This window comes from Enterococcus sp. AZ084 (genome assembly GCF_051714905.1).
GTDB lineage: Bacteria > Bacillota > Bacilli > Lactobacillales > Enterococcaceae > Enterococcus_B > Enterococcus_B pernyi.
Genome location: NZ_JBIOSS010000001.1, coordinates 2066087 through 2085549, shown reverse-complemented (window position 1 = coordinate 2085549; position 19463 = coordinate 2066087). Strand labels below are relative to the sequence as shown.

Here is a 19463-nt window from a genome sequence, read left to right as displayed (position 1 = left end):
AAAAAAGGTTTGGGATGCGAACATCCCAAACCTTTTATTTTTTACGTTGCTGTTTACCGGCATTTCGACCGTTAGCATTTTTCTTGGTTGCTTGTGTATTGATTTTTTTCGTTGGTTTCGTCGCTTCTTCAGGTGTCACATCTTTGCGAGGTGTCACGACTTGTTTCGGTGGATTTTGTTTTAATTCTTCTGCGACTTGAGCTTTTAAGCGTGGCTTCATGATCACATTGGTGATAAATGTTTGTAGACAACTAAAGATACCACCGACTACCCAGTAAAGGGTCACTCCTGCAGGAGCACTGATCGACATGAAGACGATCATCGCAGGTGAAACGATCAACATAGTGCGCATCGTTTTTTTCTGTTCTTCAGGAATACCGATCGTTGAGATATACCCTTGGATCAGGTAAGCAATCCCGGCAATCGCAACTAAGAGCAAACTTGGATTCCCTAGATCGATCCCATAAAAAGTCGATTCACGGATACCCTCTGTATAACGAGCAGTAAAGTACAGCGCTGAGAAGATCGGCATTTGGATCAATAAAGGTAAACAACCGATTCCGCCTGTCATACTTAACCCATTTTCGCGATACACTTGTTGCATTTCTGCTTGTGCAGCCATTTGTTCTTCACGGGTCGTTGCCGCTTTTAGTTTTTCTTGGGCGGCACTGACTTGAGGTTTCAATGCTTGCATTTTTTCAGATTGGATCATTGTCTTTTTCGATTGACTGATTCCTAAAGGTAAAATGATGATTCGTACGATCACAGTCATCAAGATAACAGCCCAACCGTATGACCAGTTGAAATTCTGCACGAGATATGTAATCGCTTGTCCCATAGGTTGTACTAATACGCGATAGACGATTCCAGATGTATCAGGGTTTCCTTCAGCATCCATTCTGACACAACCAGATAAGAAAAGTAAGAGTGTTACAAGACCAGAACCTAGTAACCAATTTTTCCATTTATTCATAAAATACTTCCTCTTTTAAAATTTTTACACAAGCTTAACTATACTAAAAATATGAGAATAATTCAATGAACTTCATAGAAAATTCAAATAATTCCCTTAAGTTTAGCCGATCATGGGAAGGACAGGGAAGCGCACATAAAAGAACAGAGAATTGAAACGATCATCTTCCAGTAGACGGCCACAACGACTTTCTTCATATGTGCTTTCAAGAAGAAACATTTAGCCGATCACATCAAATTTTTTTCGTTCTTCCATCATCGGATGTTCTTGCAAGTCGACATATTGGACACGGCCACTGGGACTAGGGGATTGCTTGACTTCTTTGATGAACTGATCGATGGTTTCCTCCTCACCAGCGGCTTCGATCGTCACCGAACCATCTTCTTCGTTTTTAACTGTTCCTGTCACGCCCAATTGATCAGCTACTATTTTTGTCATATAACGAAAACCTACACCTTGGACACGCCCTTGCACATTCATTTTAACTTTTTTCATTTGAAGCACCACTCTTTCCTCTATTTGATAAATTTATGATAACGATTTTTTATAAAACTAACAAGCCCAACGATTGATTCCATGCTATAATGAAGTGAGGTGGAAAACGTGAAAAAAATTCAATCAGCAAAAAATCCTAGAATCAAAGAAATAAAAAAATTACATAAAAAAAAGCACCGCGAAGAAGGACAGGAGTACCTGCTTGAAGGGTTTCACTTGATCGAAGAAGCTGTGAATGCCAAAGTCATACCTAAAGAGATCTTTCTGACAGAACGAGGCTGGTCAGAATGGGGGACATGGGTCAAACAACACGCATTGGATTGCTTTTTAGTCACTGATGAGGTGATGGCGGTGATCTCTGATCTACCAACACCACAAGGAATCGTGGCAGTGATGCCGCTAGAAGTTAGCCAAGTGTCAATAGATACAGGAGGCTGGTTGCTTTTAGACAATGTCCAAGATCCTGGAAATGTCGGAACGATGATCCGAACAGCAGATGCGTTTGGTTTAGCAGGTGTGATCTTAGGGAAAGGCTCAGCTGATATTTATAGCACCAAAGTTTTAAGAAGCATGCAGGGAAGCAATTACCATTTACCAGTTATCTCACAAGAGTTAGACGCGCTCATTCCTGAATTGAAAGAAAAAGGATTTGCGATATACGGAACAGAACTCAATGAAGAAGCTGTTTCTCTTCCAACCGTCGTACCAACAAAAAATTATACGATCATTATGGGAAATGAAGGGCAAGGGGTGCGATCAGAATTATTGGCGCTAACTGATAAAAATATCTATATCCCAATGAATGGCCATGCTGAGTCTTTGAATGTCGGCGTAGCTACCGGCATATTGTTGTACCATCTTTCTTCTTGATTAAGGAACTATTAAGCTTTTTGGATTTTTAATCAACCTCACTAGAATATTCCGAACATGAATGATATACTATGTACAATTTCAACGATAAATGAAATTCAAAAAGGTGGCAGATCGAAAATTATGACAGAAAAATGGCGTGAAGACGAAGAATACATGTCTTATATCGAAGATCTATTAGAAACAGAAGCAGTACAAAAATTAGCTGATTATATCCAACATGTACATTCGACAAGATTGGAACACTCGATCAGTGTTTCTTATTACAGTTACAAATTAGCAAAAAAATGGGGTGGAGATGCAAGAGCTACTGCACGTGCAGGACTTTTACATGACCTATTCTATTATGACTGGCGTACAACAAAATTTGATGAAGGCACACATGCGTATGTGCATCCTAGGATCGCTGTGAAAAATGCAGAAAAGATTACTGAACTTTCTGATTTAGAGCGCGACATCATCTTGAAACATATGTGGGGGGCAACGATCGCTCCACCAAAATACAAAGAAAGCTATATTGTGACATTTGTTGACAAGTATTGTGCAGTGAAAGAAGCGGCGCAACCAGTAACGGATACAATGAAACAAAAATGGCAACGATATTTTGGAAAAGAACAGTCGATCTAACTATTTGACCAGCCGAACAGAAACAGTCGAAGGTCCCGATCATGGGAAACCTTTGACTGTTTTTTTTTTTGCGAAAGTAGTTGACGAAATAAGATTTATAAGGTTAACTCTTTATTAGGTGAATGTACATAGATGAAAAAAGCATAAAGGGGGTGATGATAAGATGCCATACGTATCTTATTTAGCAGAGTTCAAGGACTTCAGTTATTAAGCTAACTTTGTTGAAGGACTCTTTTTTCTTCAAAGTAGCTACTTTTGAAAGAAGAAAGGACTCAAAAAATCATGGAAACAACAATCAAAACGTATCAATATTTCTTTATCAAACGAGAAATCGAGCAACTGTTAAATGTCTATCATTCAGTGAATGATAAAAAAACTGTCGCAACCGTTCAAGCATTAGCCACAGAACGAATCAATGAGGTAGTAGAAAATGATCCACAAGTAATTGCCTTACTTGAACCATTTGTGAAGCAAGTTATGGATACAAACTTGAAAAAAGAAAAAGCGACAGAATTGCTCGAACGTTTAAAAGAACATGTTGCGCCATTCAAGCAACCATCAAAAATCCAAGTGGAAAAAATATTCCGAAAAGTGAAAAAGTTGAAACAACCAGATTGGCAAACATTGGATCTTAAAGAGCATACTTATGTGGGCTGGAATGATCCAGGAACACAGAAGAAATATCTGCTTTATTATGCAGATGAGCGGCTACAAGGTGTCCATGGCACACTTTCTCCGACGATCATCAAAGGAGTATGCGCGATTTGCCATAAGACTTCGAGTGTTTCGATGTTTCTTTCCACGACAAAATCAGGATCAGATGGCACGTATACTAAAAAAGGAAATTACATTTGTCATGATAGTGATCAGTGCAATCAGCAACTAGTAAAGCTGGCACCATTTTATGAATTTACAGACATCGTGAAGAAAGAAAAATAGCGCCATTGTTTTTCTTGAGAATGTATGATAAACTTTCTGTAAATGAATAGGTGATGGTGTTCGCCTTTAAATGTCGATCGATAGATGACTAATGACGCCTACTAAAAATCGGAGAATCCGTTTTTTTAGTAGGCTTTTTTTGTGGGGAGGAATAGAAAAATGGATCAACGGTTACTTAGTCCATTCAAAATAGGGACATATATGGTGAAATGGTTAGTGATCACTGCTTGTTTAGGCGTACTAATGGGAGGACTTTCCGCTTTTTTTCTAAATAGCTTAACTGTGGTGACGGATTTACGAGAAGCACATACTTGGTTATTGTATCTATTACCTGTCAGTGGGGCATTATTTGCGTTTCTTTATCAACGATACGGTGGGAATGCTAGTCGTGGGAATAATCTGGTCATTGATCAAGGGAATGGTGGGGAAGAAAAAATCCCGCTCCGATTGATTCCTTTAACGCTTTTTGGTACGATCACGACGCATCTTTTTGGCGGTTCTGTCGGTCGAGAAGGAACAGCAGTCCAAATGGGTGGCGCTTTAGCTGAAAATCTAGCAAGGGGATTAAAATTGAGTCCTATCGAGCGAGAGGTGCTGGTCATCAGTGGGATCAGTGCAGGATTTAGTTCAGTGTTTGGGACACCTTTAGCAGGCACATTGTTTGGACTTGAAGTACTAGCAATCGGAAAGATGCGTACAGAAGCGATCTTTCCCAGTTTTTTTGCTGCTTTATTTGCTAACTTCGTAACGGAAAGCATTGGTGTCACACATATCCATTATAAGATGGGGGAAATTCCAGGGTGGAGTCCAGCACTCTTTGGCAAACTGATGGTGGCGGGTATCGCTTTTGGGATTATTGGTTGGGTTTTTAGTCGTTCAATCGTCTTTTTGAAAAAGTGGTATCTGAAATGGTTCAAACATCCAATCACTAGAAATTTTATAGGTGGAGGAATTGTCGTAGTTGTGGCACTGATTTTACAAACACAACGCTACTTAGGACTTAGCTTGCCTTTATTGCAAGATGCGTTTGCCGGAAAAGCACATGCCTATGATTTTATCGGTAAGTTAGGATTTACTGTCCTTTCTTTAGGCGCTGGCTATCAAGGTGGGGAAGTGACCCCTTTGTTTGAGATTGGCGCAACTCTAGGGGCAACTTTAGCGCCCATCCTGCATGTTTCGATTCCTTTTCTAGCTGCATTAGGATTTATCGGTGTGTTTTCTGGAGCGACGAATACACCCATTGCATGTTTTGTCATGGGCATCGAATTATTCGGAGGAGAAGCAGCTAGTTTCTTTTTTATGATTTGTTTGATCAGTTTCATGTGTTCGGGAAATAACGGAATCTATTCCGCACAAAAAGTAATGATCAAAAAAGGGATTTTATTTTTACCAATGAATAAAGATCAGAGAGAATAGTTTACTGATTGAAAGAAAAAAAGAAGTTGCATGACACGCAACTTCTTTTTTTTAGGCAATAAGTGTGATCAAAGCTAACAATGCAGTCAGGCCAAGAATGATACCACATACGATCATGTGACGTTTTTTATGCAACATCAAGATCGCGATATATTCTCTAAGAAAAGCATTCGGCAAATAATAAAAGGCTGTTTTTGCACCAATGCCATTGGCTTTTAACTGTGCTTGCTTCGCAAAGAGTCCTGCACGGAAAATGTGGTAATTATTTGAACTGAAAATCGCACGATAAGCGCCACCACCAGATTCACGATCCATTAATTCTTTGGAGAAACGCATATTTTCTAAAGTGGTTGTTGAATTTGTTTCAACTAAAATGTCCCGCTCCGGAATCCCTTTTTCTAAGGCATAGTTTTTCATGGCAATTGCTTCTGGTAACTTTTCATCTGCACCTTGACCACCAGACATCAAAAGAATCGGTGGATTGAGCGTAGCATGACTTTGTGCCCAATAAAAAGCAATTGCTTTGTCGATCCGTTTGGCTAAAAGAGGAGAAACATGTTCCCCGTTGATCAGGCCTGCGCCTAACACGATAATATAATTCTGGTTATAACGTGGTCGGTTGAACTGATATAAGAAAGAGACAGTCATAAAATTATAGAAGACAATAAACAGATAAATCAAGATGACTGCTATACCAGAAAGAAGAACATTGATCCACGCTGGTAAGTAGTTGATTAAAAATACAGTGGCAATTAAATATAGCGTTAAGGCAATCCCTAGCAGTAAAGTCAAAAGATTGGCTAATGAACGTGATTCTCTTTTTAAGACGATGATGCCATTCCAAATGAGAAAGACGACCAAAATATATATGCCAAATAGTAAAATCAATAAAGCTGGTACTGCAATCAAAGCAAAAATCCCACCAATAAAGATATTCTGCGTCTCAAAAAGTAAGAGTAATAAATAAGCGCCGAAACTAATCAAAAATAAATTGAAAATCAAACCATTCAGTAGTCGCCTTTTTTCGGTGAAGTAAAAAAAAGCAAAGATACTGAAAAAAGCGAGAGGGATCAAGAAATAAAAACTCGCATAAAAAATCTCTAATACAACGAAGTACGTAAGCATCAATGTGAATGTCCAAGTACCACAATAAAAGAATAACGCGGGATCTTTTTGTTTCCTGCGCCAGATGATGATCCCAACCATCCCTACGATATAGAGAATCGAAAAAATCAAATCTCTTGTTAAATTCATAATACCAACTCCTTTTTCTAATCGTGGAGTCATCACTGCGAATGAAAAGGAAACAGCTGATTAGCAGACTAGTGATGATTATTCAACACGAACTGATAGTGTTACTCGCCCCTCATAGACCAACCCTACAAGTAACAATCTACCATATACAGTATAACGAAAAATTTGTAAAAATGCTGTTATAAAAAAAGAAAAAATAGAAAATACATTTATTTTCTGTAAGAAGCAGAAAAATACCCAAACAGTAAAGGTTGAATGCGCTTCGTCGATTCGTGAAGAAGAGCCAGCTTTTACTGTTTGGGTAAGTAGTTGATGTAACGTTTTGGAATGTTTATTTAGAATAGATTACTGAAAAAATTAGTGACGTTGCGCCAGCCAATCACAAAGATATTCGCTTTTTCAACCGAACTAGCAGTGATGATGTCTGTGCTTGGAGAGGCACCATCTTCTAAGTAACCTAATTGATCATCAGCTAAAGTGATAGTGGCTGTGCCAACCTTTGTGCCTCTAACGATCGGTGCTTCAAGTTCGTTATCCTTTACTTTTGTCTCATCGATCTTAGGTGTGATCGTCAATTGACCCGTATCCATATCATTTCTGACCCAGACACTGACTGGGCTTTTTAGTACGACATTGACAGAAGTTTCTTTTCCGTTTTTCACATCGATCGATTTGAGTGAAGGAATGCTTGCATTTGCTTTACCGATTTCTTTGACTGACCAGTTATCATAGCAATAATCCATCAAGCGAGCCGTTTCGGTGAACCGAACGCTTGGGTTTTGCTCATGACCTTCCGCATTCAATATGACTGTAATGATGCGTTTGCCGTCTCGTTCGATGGTACCGACAAAACAAGCCCCAGCAAAATCAGTTGTTCCAGTTTTTAGTCCATCAACGCCTTCTTTGAAGTTGATAAAACCTGGAAGCATCCAATTCCAATTGACCATTTCAACCGGCGATTGTGTGTTTTCACCAAACATTTTTGTTGCAGTACTCGTCACTTCTAGTACCTCAGGAAAATCGAGTAACAGGTGACGTGCGATGATCGCTACGTCTTTTGCGGACATTTGATTTTCATCTGCTTCGCCAGTACCTTCTGGACGATTTGCGCCGAGGTAAACATTGTTCAACCCAGAAACATTGACGATCGTGGCATTTTCAATGCCCCATTCTTTTAACTGGTCATTCATGACAGTCAGAAAGGCTGTTTCACTACCAGAGATCTTTTCAGCTAAAGCGACCATTGATGCATTGGCTGATTGGATAAAAGCAGAGTCAAAAAGTTCTTTTACAGTATAGGTATTCTCCTTATGTAAGGGAACATTCGATAAATTAGGTGCGATACTCAAGGTTTCAGCATAATCGGAGATTGCCACTTCATCATCCCAGGATAATTTTCCTTCTTTGACTTGGTCAAGTACGATGTACAACCCGATGATTTTTGAGATTGACGCGATCCCCATTGTTTTTTCTCCGTCTTGGTCGTATAAAATTTTTCCGCTTGTTGCGTCCACAGCAAATGCTGCTTGGGAATTCACAGAAAATGCTTCATCGGCCTGTACGGATAAAGTTGGCAAGAATGATCCTAACGTCAAAAGAAGCGTTGCCAACAGTAAAGCGAAATGTTTTTTCTTAGTGCCCATGTCCAATCTCCTTGTTTTCTAATTTGATTTGCTACAAATTAAAATTTTATCAGAGAGTGTGTGTAGTTTCAATCTTTCTGAAAAAAACTTTAGATAAACCAAACGAACACAAGAGGATAGTTAGCGTTGATTCTTTTTGACTCGTACAGGTTGAGCCTCGGGTTCATTTAGACGAAAGGCAGTGAATACAAATAGAGCAGTCATACATAGTAAACTAAATATCATCAATAATTGCATATAAACACCTCGATTTCTACTTTTCTCTATGTTATCAGTTAGGTATGAATAATTTCGCTGTGAAATGTAACGAATCATTGATGAAATTTTGAAGAATAGTTGAAGAAAACAATCCTTAGTCAGAGATGGGATTGTAAACGATTTTTTGTCTAGGGACCATTTTGTTTTATGGATAAAAATGGTTGTGGTAGACTTTAGTTAGTAGTATTGAAGAAATGATTTTTTAGGAGGGGTACGTTTATGGCGAAAAAGGATAGAGAGTTACTATCACAACTGACTTCAGCAGGTGTCAAAGGACCATTTATTACTATTATGCTAAACACTCACGTTGCACATCAAGATGTGGAAAAAGATCAGATCAAATTCAAGAACTTTGCAAAAGAAGCAAAAAAACGTTTTGAAAAGAAATATGCGGAGCATGATTGGTCGAATTTTCAAAAAAAAATCGATCAACTACTAGAAGATGCTTCATTTTGGCGCAGTGCCACTGCGAGTGTCGCGGTGATCTTGTCTCCTGAAAGTACCATTGTTCATCGTTTGAGCATTGCAGTAGATGATCAATATTATGTAAGTGACCTACCTTATTTATTAGCGATCATTAAAAATGGACATTTTAACTACTCGTATTATTTACTGGGATTGAATCGTGATTCAATGAAGCTTTACGAAGTAAGCAACAAACAAGTAAAAGAAGTTGATCTACCCGAAGGAGCACCTACAGATGTGGTGACAGCTTTAGGATCTGAGTTGACAGGTGGAGGTATCAACTACTCGTCAAATGGTAGTGAAGGCTCAACATTCCATGGGGTGAATCCTAAAGACGAAGAAGTTGAAATTGACTGGATCAATTATTATCAAGCGGTCGATGAATTTCTTAAAGACAGCTTGGATAATCCTGAAAAATGGCCTGTGTACTTGTATGCTTTGCCTGAAAATCAAACAATGTTCAAAAAAGTGGCGAAAAACCCTTATTACCGTTCAGATGTAGCGATCTCAGCTTCACCTGCCCAATTATCTTTAAAAGATATCGAAGCAGGTGCAAAGAAACTGTCGGAAGAATTAGCAGCGAAGGAAGCAAGTAGCTACAATCAATTGTTAGATAAAAAATTCTTGGATCAACTAGTGGACATCGTGCCAGCAGCGAAAGAGGGAAAGATTTCTCACTTATTTATCGCAACCTCTAATCTGGCTGACGGATTTGGTGAAGACCCAGAAACAGAGTACGACCGTCGACAAGTGTTGAATCAACTAGCTGATGATGTGATCACCAATGGCGGACAAGTCTTTATCTTGGATCAAAAAGATGCGCCTGACGAAAAGAGTTTGACCGCGATATTGCGTTATTAGTCTCTAGGAACATTACCTAGAACCGATTGATCATCCATTTTATAAGAAAGGAAAAGCCATGTAGATCATTTATTTGATTTCGTGGCTTTTTCTTATTTCTCAGGGGAGAAAGATCAGAAGATCATCAAGTTGAAAAGTGAATTTTTTTTAAGCGTAAATTAAAAACGTTCGTTTTTTTTGGAGAAATAAGCAAAAGAATGAAAAAAAAATAAAAAAAGTTCAAAATTTACTAGCTAAACTGTAATTAATGTGCTACAATAACTATGTAGTTTTTGTTCGGTAATCTTGGTAGTTTGTTTCAAATAAACATCTTCCAGATATTCACCATTCAAGTAATTGCAAAATATGTGTTTGATACACAAGGAGGATTTTTATTATGGAAACAGGTACAGTGAAATGGTTTAACTCAGAAAAAGGTTTCGGTTTCATTACAGCAGAAAACGGCAACGATGTATTCGTTCATTTCTCAGCTATCCAAGGTGATGGATTCAAAACTTTAGAAGAAGGCCAAACAGTAAACTTCGATGTTGAAGAAGGTCAACGTGGCCCTCAAGCAACTAACGTTGTTAAAGCTTAATTAACCCACTACTAAATAAAAGCTCAGTCTGCTAGTTCCTAGCGGTCTGGGCTTTTTTGTGTTTTCTTTTCATATGCTTTGATTCTCTACACCTAAGAACATCGCTTTACATGGTTGGATGAGTGATAACGAGAAAAAGAAGGGGAGAAGTAAACTTACTGTTTCTCTCAGTAGCAAAGATAATAACAGACGTATGCTTTAGGTTGATTTCCTAAGAATTTTCAAGTGATTTGTAGTATAATTTCAAAAGAAGACTAGAGGGAAGAGAAGAGGAAGATATGTTGAAACCGAAAACTTATGCAGTCGTCGATATTGAAACGACTGGGACAAATCCAAAAGAAGATCGCATTATCCAATTTGGATGTGTCATGATCGAAGATGGGCGGATCACCTCTCGTTATTCGATGGATATCAACCCTGGGCGAAAAATCTCAAAACAGATCCAGCATTTGACAGGGATCACCAATCAACGTGTCCATCGTTCACCCTATTTTGAAGATGTAGCACAAACGATTTACAACCTTCTAGCGGATACCATCTTCGTGGCGCATAATATTTATTTTGATTATCAGTTTTTGAACCATGAATTGACTCGCTGTGGCGTACCTAAATTAAAGATTCCAGGAATCGATACAGTCGAGTTGGCCCAGATATTTTTGCCGACTGAACCGAGCTTTCGGTTAGCTGATTTGTCAGAAAGTCTGGGGTTTATCCACGATAATCCCCATCAGGCAGATAGCGATGCGGAAGTGACAGCACAGTTGCTTCTACTGATTGAAGAACGGATGCGTCAGTTACCTTTAGTGACGCTTGAACAGATCGTGAAACTGAGCAATCATACAGGGATGGATACCAGATTATTCATCGAACAGATCACCAACGAACTGAGAAAGCAGCCACCACCTTTATCAGATGAACTGGAAATCATCGAGGGAATCGCCTTACAAAAAAAAGAAGTCGAACTGTTTTCAGAAGTTTACTATGGTCATAAAGATTATCCAAGAAAAAAACAAGCGAAAGAGAAAATATTTGGAAAAACGTTGATGTATCGTAAAGAACAAAATCGTTTGATGAATGTTGTGTATGATCATTTTACCAAAGATGAATCGAAAAATTTGATGATCGAAGCAGCGACTGGTATGGGCAAGACGATTGGCTATCTCTTGCCTCTTAGCTATCTAGCTACACCGGAGAAGCCGGCAGTGATCAGTACGGTATCGCTTGTTTTACAAGAGCAGATCATGGAAAAAGATATTCCTTTGTTGAATCAATTATTCGACCAACCGATCCAAGCGACGATTATCAAAAGCTACCGCCATTATCTCGATTTGCAACGGTTCAAAGCCACACTCCTTGAGCCAAAGGAGCAAAAACAATATGCACTCTACCAAATGACGGTTCTTGTCTGGTTGACACAGACGAAAACAGGAGATTTAGATGAGTTGCATCTAACGAATTTGAATCATGCCTTTTTTACAGATGTTTCGCATCGCGGGCTTGACTTTTTAGCGAAAAAACAAGCGTTCTATGAACAAGATTTTATTCGATTTTTGCATCGACAAATCAAGCAAAGCAATTTCTTGATCGTCAACCATGCTTTCTTAGTCCAAGAAACGCAAAGAAAAACACCGTTGTTGCCTGAAAGTCCTTATTTATTGATCGATGAGGCGCACCATTTGCCTGAGATTGCTGAAAAAGTCAATGATCAACGATTCAGTTTGAGTTATTTTAACAAGGAAGTGCAATTATTCGAAGAACCTGACCGCTTGTTCGATCGTTTCAAAGGCTATCTGCCAGCCAATCATGAGGGGCAGCGCTGGCTTGATATCTACAAAGAAGAGTTGTCTGCGCTTCGTGAGGCACAGCTTTGTTTAGCTGAAGGGTTACTTGAGATCATACCTCAACAAAAAAGACAAACTTACCCGGAAGAAGTCATGATCACGAAAGAGGACTTAGATAAATTATCTTTTGAAGCAAGTACAGCCATTGACCATCTTCATCTTTTTTACCAAGAAATAAAGGAATTGCAGTACAGGATCCGTTCAGGCTTAGAGGTGCTTCAAGAAAGTTGGACGAAGCAAATGCGTGTCGATCTTGCAAGTCTGTATGCTTTGTTTGATCGTTTAGATCAACAAGCAAGTTTTATGGAAGAATGGTTGGAGAATTGGCAAGAAAGTTTAGTCCATTGGTTTGTTCCGGGTGCCACCCCTCAGCAGACGATGTTCCATCTCCACGATTTTACTGCCGCACTGATTCCCAATACAGTTTGGTATCAGCACTATGAACGGATTTTATATATAGGAGGGACATTGAAAGTGGGCCCAGATCGTCAATATTTGGCGAAACGATTAGGAATTGAAGGTACTCCGCTGAAAGTCATTGCCTCTCCTTATGATTACGAAAAACAAGCACGGATCTTCGTGCCAAAAGAAGCACCAGAGATCAATCAATTAAGTGGTACAGCGTATGTCGACTATCTAACGGATGTCTTATACCAGTTGATCAGACAAGAAAAAAGACCGATCCTAGTTTTGTTTACTTCTCATGATGTTTTACAAAAGGTGTATCAACGAATGCATTTGACAATGCTTGAACAAGGAAGAGAGATTTTAGCTCAAGGAATCGGTGGCAGTCGTGAGAAACTATTGAAGCGTTTTGTTCTTTCTGATATGAGCGTGCTATTCGGCGCAGATAGTTTTTGGGAAGGCGTCGACCTGCCAGGAGATGCGTTACAACTAGTCGTCATTACGCGGTTGCCATTCGATCATCCACAACGTCCAATGGTCAAAGCGAGAAATGCGTATTTGGAATCGGAAGGCATCAACCCTTTTTATCAAGAATCCTTACCAAAGGCAGCACTGAAGGTCAGACAAGCTTTAGGTCGTTTGATTCGTTCGGAAACGGACAAAGGTGTCTTGCTGATTTTAGATCGACGATTAGTGACCGCAAAATATGGCGCGAGGATCATTCATGCCTTGCCTAAAAAGATGCCTGTCCAAGAGGCGCCTTTTGAACAAATTTGTGAGGATATCCATGATTTCTTAAACAAAAACGAAGAAATTAAGCCATAATCGAGGACTATTTTCACCTCGAAATCTGTTATAATGGACATCAATGAAAAAAGAAGGAGCGACAGTCCTTGAAGAATCAGACAAACAAAGAACATACGATCAATCGCATCTTGCTGGGCTTGATCATCGCTTTATTAGCAGTAATCGTGATCAGTACGATTTTTTATCTGCGTGCGACACGCCCAATGACGCAAGCGAAACAAGAGGCGACAAAACTAGCTGAACAATATGCAAATCTTGAGGAAGTGGACCAATTCTATTGGTTTACTCGGGAAGCCACTTATTTTTCATTAACAGGCCAAAACGATAAAGGACAAGATATTGCAGTGATCATACCTAAATCGGGTGAGCGTGTGAAAGTGTTAGAACAAAAAGCAGGCTTGACCGAAGAAGCTGCCCGCCAAGAAATCAGCAAACAACATCCCGATCAACAAGTGGAAAAAGCTTCCTTAGGGATGTACAAAGATGAACCGGTATGGGAAGTCATTACCAAAACGTCAGATGACCAGTTGAATTATTATTTACTTTCTTTTAAAACGGGAGAGGAAGTCAAAGTCATTAGCGGGGTATAGAAAAGACGGATGAAAGGATAGATTGGATGAAACAGTCAAAAAGAGTGGAACGCTTAGAGCCTTCCGTAACACTAGCAACTGCAGCAAAAGCAAAGGCATTGAAAGCACAAGGGAAAGACATTATCAGTTTGACCGTAGGAGAGCCTGATTTTGCTACACCTGAAAATATCCAAGAAGCAGCGATCGCAGCCATCAAGAATGGAAAAGCAAGCTATTATACGCCAACAGCGGGTATTCCAGAATTAAGACAGGCAATCGTTTCGTATCTGGAAACCTATTATGGCTTGACTTACGATGCTTCTCAGACGATTGTGACAGACGGGGCGAAATTTGCCCTCTATGCCTTATTCCAAACAATCCTAGATCCAAAAGATGAAGTCATCATTCCAGTACCTTATTGGGTGAGCTATGGTGAACAAGTCAAGTTAGCAGAAGGTGTCCCTATTTTTGTCACTGGTCAAGAAGTCAATGATTTCAAAGTGACCATCGAACAATTGGAACAAGCACGTTCTTCCAAGACAAAAGCAGTCATTATCAATTCTCCTTCTAATCCGACAGGGATGATCTATACAAAAGAAGAACTACAAGTTATAGGTGAATGGGCAGTAAAAAACGATATTTTAATAGTTGCTGATGATATTTATGGCCGATTAGTTTATAATGACAATGAGTTTACTCCAATTGCAACGATTTCAAAAGCAATACGTGAACAGACGATAATCATCAACGGTGTATCAAAAACCTATGCAATGACAGGTTGGCGTATCGGATACGCGGTCGGCGATCAAAAAATCATTGATGGGATGATTGCGATTGCATCACAATCAACTAGTAACCCAACTGCAGTCAGTCAATATGCGGCTGTTGAAGCATTACAAGGGGAACAAGATACCGTTGAAGAGATGCGCAAAGCATTTGAAGACCGTCTAGACATCGTATTTCCGCTTGTTGCTGATTTGCCTGGGGTGTCGGTCAAAAGACCACAAGGCGCATTTTACTTGTTTCCGAATGTGAAAGAAACGTTAGCGATATGTGGCTATGAACAAGTGACGCCGTGGGTCGAAGATCTACTAGAAGAAGCAGGGGTTGCTCTAGTTACAGGTGAAGGTTTCGGCGCACCGGAAAATGTTCGTTTGAGTTATGCGGCGAATCTAGCAACGTTAGAAGAAGGAATCCGACGAATCCAACGTTTTATTGAGAGTAAAAGTCAAAACGAATAGAAATTATTATAGGACAAAGGAGAATTTTACGTGGAACAAATTCAAATCATCGATTCAAAAAAACATGTAGGCGAAACAGTCACGATCGGTGCTTGGGTCGCTAATAAGCGTTCAAGTGGGAAAATCGCCTTTTTACAATTGCGAGATGGGACAGCATTCTTCCAAGGAGTTGTCGTAAAAAGCGAAGTGCCTGAGGAAGTTTTCCAAATGGCAAAAAATCTTTCTCAAGAAACATCGATCCTTGTGACAGGTGAGATTCGTGAAGATAGCCGTTCTAAATTTGGCTATGAGATCGGGATCACGAACATTGAAGTAGTGAGTGAAAGTCATGATTATCCAATCACACCAAAAGAACATGGAACAGATTTCTTGATGGATCATCGCCATTTATGGTTACGCTCTTCTCGCCAACATGCAGTGATGCAGATTCGAAATGAAATCATCCGTGCAACCTACGAATTTTTCAACAACAACCAATTCGTTAAAATCGATCCACCGATCTTGACTGGTTCTGCGCCAGAAGGGACAACAGATCTATTTGAGACAAACTACTTTGATCAAAAAGCGTATTTGTCACAAAGTGGTCAATTATACATGGAAGCTGCTGCAATGGCATTTGGGAAAGTATTCTCATTCGGACCAACTTTCCGTGCGGAAAAATCAAAAACACGTCGTCATTTGATCGAGTTTTGGATGATCGAACCTGAAATGGCGTTCACACACCAAGAAGAAAGCTTAGAAGTTCAAGAACAATATGTTGCTTTCTTAGTTCAAAGTGTATTAGATAACTGCGAGTATGCTTTAGACGTCTTAGAACGTGATAAAGAAGTATTGAAAACTTATACTAAATTACCTTTCCCACGTATCACGTATGATGATGCCATCGAGTTATTGAAGAAAAATGGCTTTGATGATATCGAGTGGGGCGACGATTTCGGTTCACCACACGAAACGTTCATTGCGAACTCATTTGAACAACCAGTCTTTATCTTGAACTATCCAAAAGCGATCAAACCATTCTACATGAAACCACATCCAACAAGAGAAGATGTCGTGATTTGTGCAGATATGATCGCACCTGAAGGATATGGCGAGATCATCGGCGGAAGTGAACGTGCGACTGACTATGATTTCTTACTTGAACAAATCAAGAGCCATGGCTTAGACGAAAAAGAATACTCATGGTACCTAGATCTACGTAAATACGGATCTGTTCCACATTCTGGTTTCGGCTTAGGCTTAGAACGTACAGTGACTTGGATCTCAGGGATCGATCATGTACGTGAAGCAATTCCATTCCCACGTTTGTTAAATCGTATTTACCCATAAGAAATAAGACGCGTTCCACGAAAATCGTTCTGCGAATTTTCGTGGAGCGCGTTTTTTAAAAAGTTCTTACAAAATTACTAATGTGCCAGTTCCTTCTTTCTTTGGCTAAGCGTGTGTGGGATAATAACCTAAAAGTGGCATAGAAAGTAGGGTGTGTGATGGAACAGCGACTTTTATTCATCGGGGATAGTATTACAGATGCGGGCAGAGGATCTGACGATCTCGGTCATGGTTATGCACTGTTGACAGCGGCAAAATTGGCTGCGAGTGATCCAGAAAGAACATGGACATTCTTCAATCGCGGAATCGGCGGGAATAAGTTGGCAGACCTCAAGAAGCGTTGGCAAGCAGACTGCATCGACTTGAAACCTGATATCGTCTCGATTTTGATCGGTATCAATGATACGTGGCACAATGTAGGCGAACCTGCAGCTTTTGCGACAAAAGAATCTTTTGATCGTTTTGAAGCCGATTATCGATATTTACTTGATCGCTTAGTGGAAAGTGGCATCAAAAAAATCATCTTGATGGAACCATTTGTTTTGCCAGAGCCTGACGACCGTAGAAGTTGGCGTAGTGATCTTGATCCGAAGATCCATTTGATTCGTCAGTTAGCAAAAGAATATCAAGCAGTCTTCGTTCCGTTAGATGGCACGTTGAATTCTTTAGGCATTTCTTATGGCTATGAGAAATATACAGGGGATGATGGTGTACACCCGACACTACTGGGTCATGAAACGATCGCCAATATTTGGATAGAAACGGTCAAAAAAAGAAAAGAGTGGTTTGAATGATCATTCGCCAAGCGACCGAAGCAGATCTACCAATGATCAATACGTTGATCAGGCAACAAGAAAATCGCTTCTTGAAAGAACTAACGCTAACAGAAATAAAAGATCCATTGAATATATCCATTGTAGCGGAACAGGAAGATACAGAAAAAACAATGATCTTCGCTTTTGGACAAGCGAGACAAAGCGAAACGACTGAAGCTGATCAGCAATCAGGTGAACTGGTTCAAACGATTTTTGTAGCAGTCGATCATGAAAGAACAGTAGCAGCCCAGTTTATGGAACAGTGGTTACTAGAAGCAAAAAAACGTAAAATCAAGAGAGTCGATTTCAATGGGTTTTAAAGTAAGACTCTCGTTAGAATGGAGAAAGAAACAATGAGTTGTATTGGAAACATTATTTGGTTTATTTTTGGTGGTTTACTCGGCGGACTTAGTTGGGCGGTAGCAGGTGTATTATGGTGTATCACAATTGTTGGTATTCCGGTCGGGCTGCAATGTTTTAAACTAGCGTCTTTGTCGTTTGCACCATTTGGAAAAGAAGTCATCTATACAAACAATGGCGTATCGTTGATCGTCAATATCATTTGGTTGATCGTGTCAGGTTTGCCGATTGCTTTAGGACATGTCATCAGTGGGATTTTACTTTGTATCACGATCATTGGTATTCCTTTCGCAAAGCAATCCTTCAAACTAGCACGCCTAGCGTTGATGCCATTTGGGGCAGAAATCGTTTAAATAGTGACTAAATATAAAAGTAACTCTCTTGCACAGTTGGTTGTCTGTCCAAAGAGTTACTTTTTTTACACTTAGCGAGTGATATCTGTATGTTTTTTAGGTATTTGCTTACTCAAAAAATTCGATTTGTTGGTTGCGTCTACTACGCGATGATTAAAATTCGCTTGTGTAAAGGACGTTTGTGTTGGAGAAGTTGGAAGTGGCACATCTGTGACGTTACTTTTAGAGGTCTGTCTATCAGAAAAAATCCTATCTTTGACTGTCTTCACTGCTCCACCAAACCGCTGGCTCTTAACTTTTACTTTTTGGCGGAATCCTTCTTTTAATGGTTGATCCGTTCCATCGATGATTGCGTCGATGTGAGCATCCAATGGTTTCAATCGCCTGGAATCATCATAAAAAACATGATAATAATAAGGTGCAACCTCAACGGATTGATTTTTGACAAATTTTTTTGGTGTTTTAGGATCTTCGTAGACTTTCTTTACGAAATCATCCGAAATATCAACGAATTCATCTCTGGAGATAGTTTCTTTTAAACCAGTGATTTTTTTTCGCTGTTCGTAATGTTTCCATAATTGAAAAAATTTTTGATCGTGTTTTAAATTTTCACCTAAAAAAGTCTGAAAGAACCGCTCACGAAACGCAAACGATGAGCAGAATTTAGGTTTCACTTTATCTTCAGTCAATGGTGGAGTAAAAATAGCTTTCTGACAATTATAAAGAACACTTCGGAAAGTGACAAGCGGTTCTAAAATCGGGCAGTTGGGAATCATTGCATACTCTCTCATTTCAAAATCAAGGTTTTTTGCAGGCTTATCCGAGAGTCTGGTGATTTCATTGATGAGGTTGATTTTAGACTCACTGTGGTGTTCAAGCTTTGTCGCAAATAGTATTTTACTTAATTTCCCCAACTGATCCGCTGGGATTTTTAGCAAATGATTCCCCATCTCTTTATTTGTCTCATATTTATCTAATTTCGCGACAAGATAGTCATTATCTTGCTTATAAATCACTAAGCCATAAATATGATTATGATAAGAGTCAGGGGTCACTGAATAAGCTGGAAAAATCATAAAACTGGCTGGGTCATCTTTTTTTAAATGTCTGATTTTCTCTTCCAGTTCAGCCGGTTTTTTCATATCGTAGTAGACGATCGTATTTCTTAAAGACTGGATCACTTGATTTTTTTGACTTTCATTGATCAAGGTACCAGCAACATCATTTTCAATCATTTTGATAAATCTTGAAAATAAAAATTGATAATTTTTTCTTCCGCCTGAACCGACAACTTCAAATTCCGCCGCATTTCCTAATCTTAAAGCAAGTGCCAATTGGTGGTATTGTCCATCAAAATCAAGCATA

General features: G+C 39.4%; 18 protein-coding genes and 1 riboswitch. Of the genes, 13 read left to right on the top strand and 5 right to left on the bottom strand.

Annotated features, from left to right (window positions below; translation table 11 throughout):
- Positions 1–34 precede the first annotated feature (34 nt).
- Complete coding sequence (gene yidC / locus IGI79_RS09460; protein WP_065096282.1) at positions 35–973, bottom strand: membrane protein insertase YidC; 939 nt, start codon at positions 971–973, stop codon at positions 35–37.
- Between the two features lie 219 nt (positions 974–1192).
- Positions 1193–1468, bottom strand: a complete 276-nt coding sequence (locus IGI79_RS09455; RefSeq protein WP_034687338.1) for an acylphosphatase — start codon at positions 1466–1468, stop codon at positions 1193–1195.
- Between the two features lie 108 nt (positions 1469–1576).
- On the opposite strand from IGI79_RS09455, the gene IGI79_RS09450 reads away from it, so the two are divergent.
- The 4 genes from IGI79_RS09450 to IGI79_RS09435 all read left to right on the top strand — a co-directional run bounded on the left by IGI79_RS09450 (position 1577) and on the right by IGI79_RS09435 (position 5320).
- Positions 1577–2338 carry a TrmH family RNA methyltransferase gene (locus tag IGI79_RS09450; RefSeq protein ID WP_108146304.1) on the top strand — a complete coding sequence of 254 codons (762 nt, stop codon included), beginning with the start codon at positions 1577–1579 and terminating at the stop codon, positions 2336–2338.
- A gap of 123 nt (positions 2339–2461) precedes the next feature.
- Positions 2462–2965 carry an HD domain-containing protein gene (locus IGI79_RS09445; RefSeq protein ID WP_010734969.1) on the top strand — a complete coding sequence of 168 codons (504 nt, stop codon included), beginning with the start codon at positions 2462–2464 and terminating at the stop codon, positions 2963–2965.
- Between the two features lie 282 nt (positions 2966–3247).
- On the top strand, positions 3248–3904 hold the full coding sequence (locus IGI79_RS09440; RefSeq protein WP_065096284.1) for a FusB/FusC family EF-G-binding protein: 657 nt from the start codon (positions 3248–3250) through the stop codon (positions 3902–3904).
- 40 nt (positions 3905–3944) lie between these two features.
- A riboswitch (Fluoride riboswitch) is annotated at positions 3945–4012 on the top strand.
- A 51-nt stretch (positions 4013–4063) separates the two neighbouring features.
- Positions 4064–5320 carry a voltage-gated chloride channel family protein gene (locus IGI79_RS09435; protein WP_065096285.1) on the top strand — a complete coding sequence of 419 codons (1257 nt, stop codon included), beginning with the start codon at positions 4064–4066 and terminating at the stop codon, positions 5318–5320.
- A gap of 51 nt (positions 5321–5371) precedes the next feature.
- Here IGI79_RS09435 and IGI79_RS09430 read toward each other — a convergent pair whose 3' ends face one another.
- Both IGI79_RS09430 and IGI79_RS09425 read right to left on the bottom strand, forming a co-directional pair.
- The gene (locus IGI79_RS09430) at positions 5372–6574 is read right to left on the bottom strand and encodes a YdcF family protein (RefSeq protein WP_438845896.1); all 1203 of its coding nucleotides are present in this window, start codon (positions 6572–6574) and stop codon (positions 5372–5374) included.
- Positions 6575–6909: 335 nt separating this feature from the next.
- Positions 6910–8217 carry a serine hydrolase gene (locus IGI79_RS09425; RefSeq protein ID WP_062804932.1) on the bottom strand — a complete coding sequence of 436 codons (1308 nt, stop codon included), beginning with the start codon at positions 8215–8217 and terminating at the stop codon, positions 6910–6912.
- Between the two features lie 477 nt (positions 8218–8694).
- Here IGI79_RS09425 and IGI79_RS09420 point away from each other — a divergent pair, with 477 nt between their 5' ends.
- The 9 genes from IGI79_RS09420 to IGI79_RS09380 all read left to right on the top strand — a co-directional run bounded on the left by IGI79_RS09420 (position 8695) and on the right by IGI79_RS09380 (position 18098).
- Complete coding sequence (locus IGI79_RS09420) at positions 8695–9801, top strand: baeRF6 domain-containing protein (RefSeq protein WP_104776395.1); 1107 nt, start codon at positions 8695–8697, stop codon at positions 9799–9801.
- Positions 9802–10177: 376 nt separating this feature from the next.
- Positions 10178–10378 carry a cold-shock protein gene (locus IGI79_RS09415; protein ID WP_005875554.1) on the top strand — a complete coding sequence of 67 codons (201 nt, stop codon included), beginning with the start codon at positions 10178–10180 and terminating at the stop codon, positions 10376–10378.
- 281 nt (positions 10379–10659) lie between these two features.
- A complete protein-coding gene (locus IGI79_RS09410) occupies positions 10660–13449 on the top strand; it encodes a helicase C-terminal domain-containing protein (RefSeq protein WP_438846070.1) in 2790 nt (929 codons plus the stop codon).
- A gap of 68 nt (positions 13450–13517) precedes the next feature.
- Entirely contained in the window at positions 13518–14021 is a 504-nt protein-coding gene (locus tag IGI79_RS09405) for a cell wall elongation regulator TseB-like domain-containing protein (protein WP_010734977.1), read from the top strand.
- A gap of 26 nt (positions 14022–14047) precedes the next feature.
- Positions 14048–15241 carry a pyridoxal phosphate-dependent aminotransferase gene (locus tag IGI79_RS09400; protein WP_438845895.1) on the top strand — a complete coding sequence of 398 codons (1194 nt, stop codon included), beginning with the start codon at positions 14048–14050 and terminating at the stop codon, positions 15239–15241.
- 30 nt (positions 15242–15271) lie between these two features.
- The gene (gene asnS / locus IGI79_RS09395; protein ID WP_195339492.1) at positions 15272–16570 is read left to right on the top strand and encodes an asparagine--tRNA ligase; all 1299 of its coding nucleotides are present in this window, start codon (positions 15272–15274) and stop codon (positions 16568–16570) included.
- Between the two features lie 158 nt (positions 16571–16728).
- A complete protein-coding gene (locus IGI79_RS09390; RefSeq protein WP_438845894.1) occupies positions 16729–17364 on the top strand; it encodes an SGNH/GDSL hydrolase family protein in 636 nt (211 codons plus the stop codon).
- Positions 17361–17705, top strand: coding sequence for a hypothetical protein (locus tag IGI79_RS09385; RefSeq protein ID WP_066025744.1), 345 nt, complete (start codon positions 17361–17363; stop codon positions 17703–17705). Before IGI79_RS09390 ends, IGI79_RS09385 begins: the two co-directional genes overlap by 4 nt.
- A 33-nt stretch (positions 17706–17738) precedes the next feature.
- A complete protein-coding gene (locus IGI79_RS09380) occupies positions 17739–18098 on the top strand; it encodes a YccF domain-containing protein (RefSeq protein WP_010734982.1) in 360 nt (119 codons plus the stop codon).
- Positions 18099–18169: 71 nt separating this feature from the next.
- On the opposite strand, the gene IGI79_RS09375 is transcribed toward IGI79_RS09380, so the two are convergent.
- Positions 18170–19462: a hypothetical protein gene (locus tag IGI79_RS09375; protein WP_438845893.1), complete on the bottom strand. Its 1293-nt coding sequence runs from the start codon at positions 19460–19462 to the stop codon at positions 18170–18172.
- Between the last annotated feature and the right edge of the window lies 1 nt (position 19463).

Bases quoted from the DNA above. Each gene is read 5' to 3' on its own strand.
- IGI79_RS09415 (WP_005875554.1), top strand. From the start codon at position 10,178: ATGGAAACAGGTACAGTGAAATGGTTTAACTCAGAAAAAGGTTTCGGT.
- yidC (WP_065096282.1), bottom strand. From the start codon at position 973: ATGAATAAATGGAAAAATTGGTTACTAGGTTCTGGTCTTGTAACACTC.
- IGI79_RS09440 (WP_065096284.1), top strand. From the start codon at position 3,248: ATGGAAACAACAATCAAAACGTATCAATATTTCTTTATCAAACGAGAA.
- IGI79_RS09385 (WP_066025744.1), top strand. From the start codon at position 17,361: ATGATCATTCGCCAAGCGACCGAAGCAGATCTACCAATGATCAATACG.
- IGI79_RS09375 (WP_438845893.1), bottom strand. From the start codon at position 19,462: ATGCTTGATTTTGATGGACAATACCACCAATTGGCACTTGCTTTAAGA.
- IGI79_RS09420 (WP_104776395.1), top strand. From the start codon at position 8,695: ATGGCGAAAAAGGATAGAGAGTTACTATCACAACTGACTTCAGCAGGT.
- IGI79_RS09430 (WP_438845896.1), bottom strand. From the start codon at position 6,574: ATGAATTTAACAAGAGATTTGATTTTTTCGATTCTCTATATCGTAGGG.
- IGI79_RS09390 (WP_438845894.1), top strand. From the start codon at position 16,729: ATGGAACAGCGACTTTTATTCATCGGGGATAGTATTACAGATGCGGGC.
- IGI79_RS09380 (WP_010734982.1), top strand. From the start codon at position 17,739: ATGAGTTGTATTGGAAACATTATTTGGTTTATTTTTGGTGGTTTACTC.
- IGI79_RS09435 (WP_065096285.1), top strand. From the start codon at position 4,064: ATGGATCAACGGTTACTTAGTCCATTCAAAATAGGGACATATATGGTG.
- IGI79_RS09445 (WP_010734969.1), top strand. From the start codon at position 2,462: ATGACAGAAAAATGGCGTGAAGACGAAGAATACATGTCTTATATCGAA.
- IGI79_RS09425 (WP_062804932.1), bottom strand. From the start codon at position 8,217: ATGGGCACTAAGAAAAAACATTTCGCTTTACTGTTGGCAACGCTTCTT.
- IGI79_RS09455 (WP_034687338.1), bottom strand. From the start codon at position 1,468: ATGAAAAAAGTTAAAATGAATGTGCAAGGGCGTGTCCAAGGTGTAGGT.
- IGI79_RS09400 (WP_438845895.1), top strand. From the start codon at position 14,048: ATGAAACAGTCAAAAAGAGTGGAACGCTTAGAGCCTTCCGTAACACTA.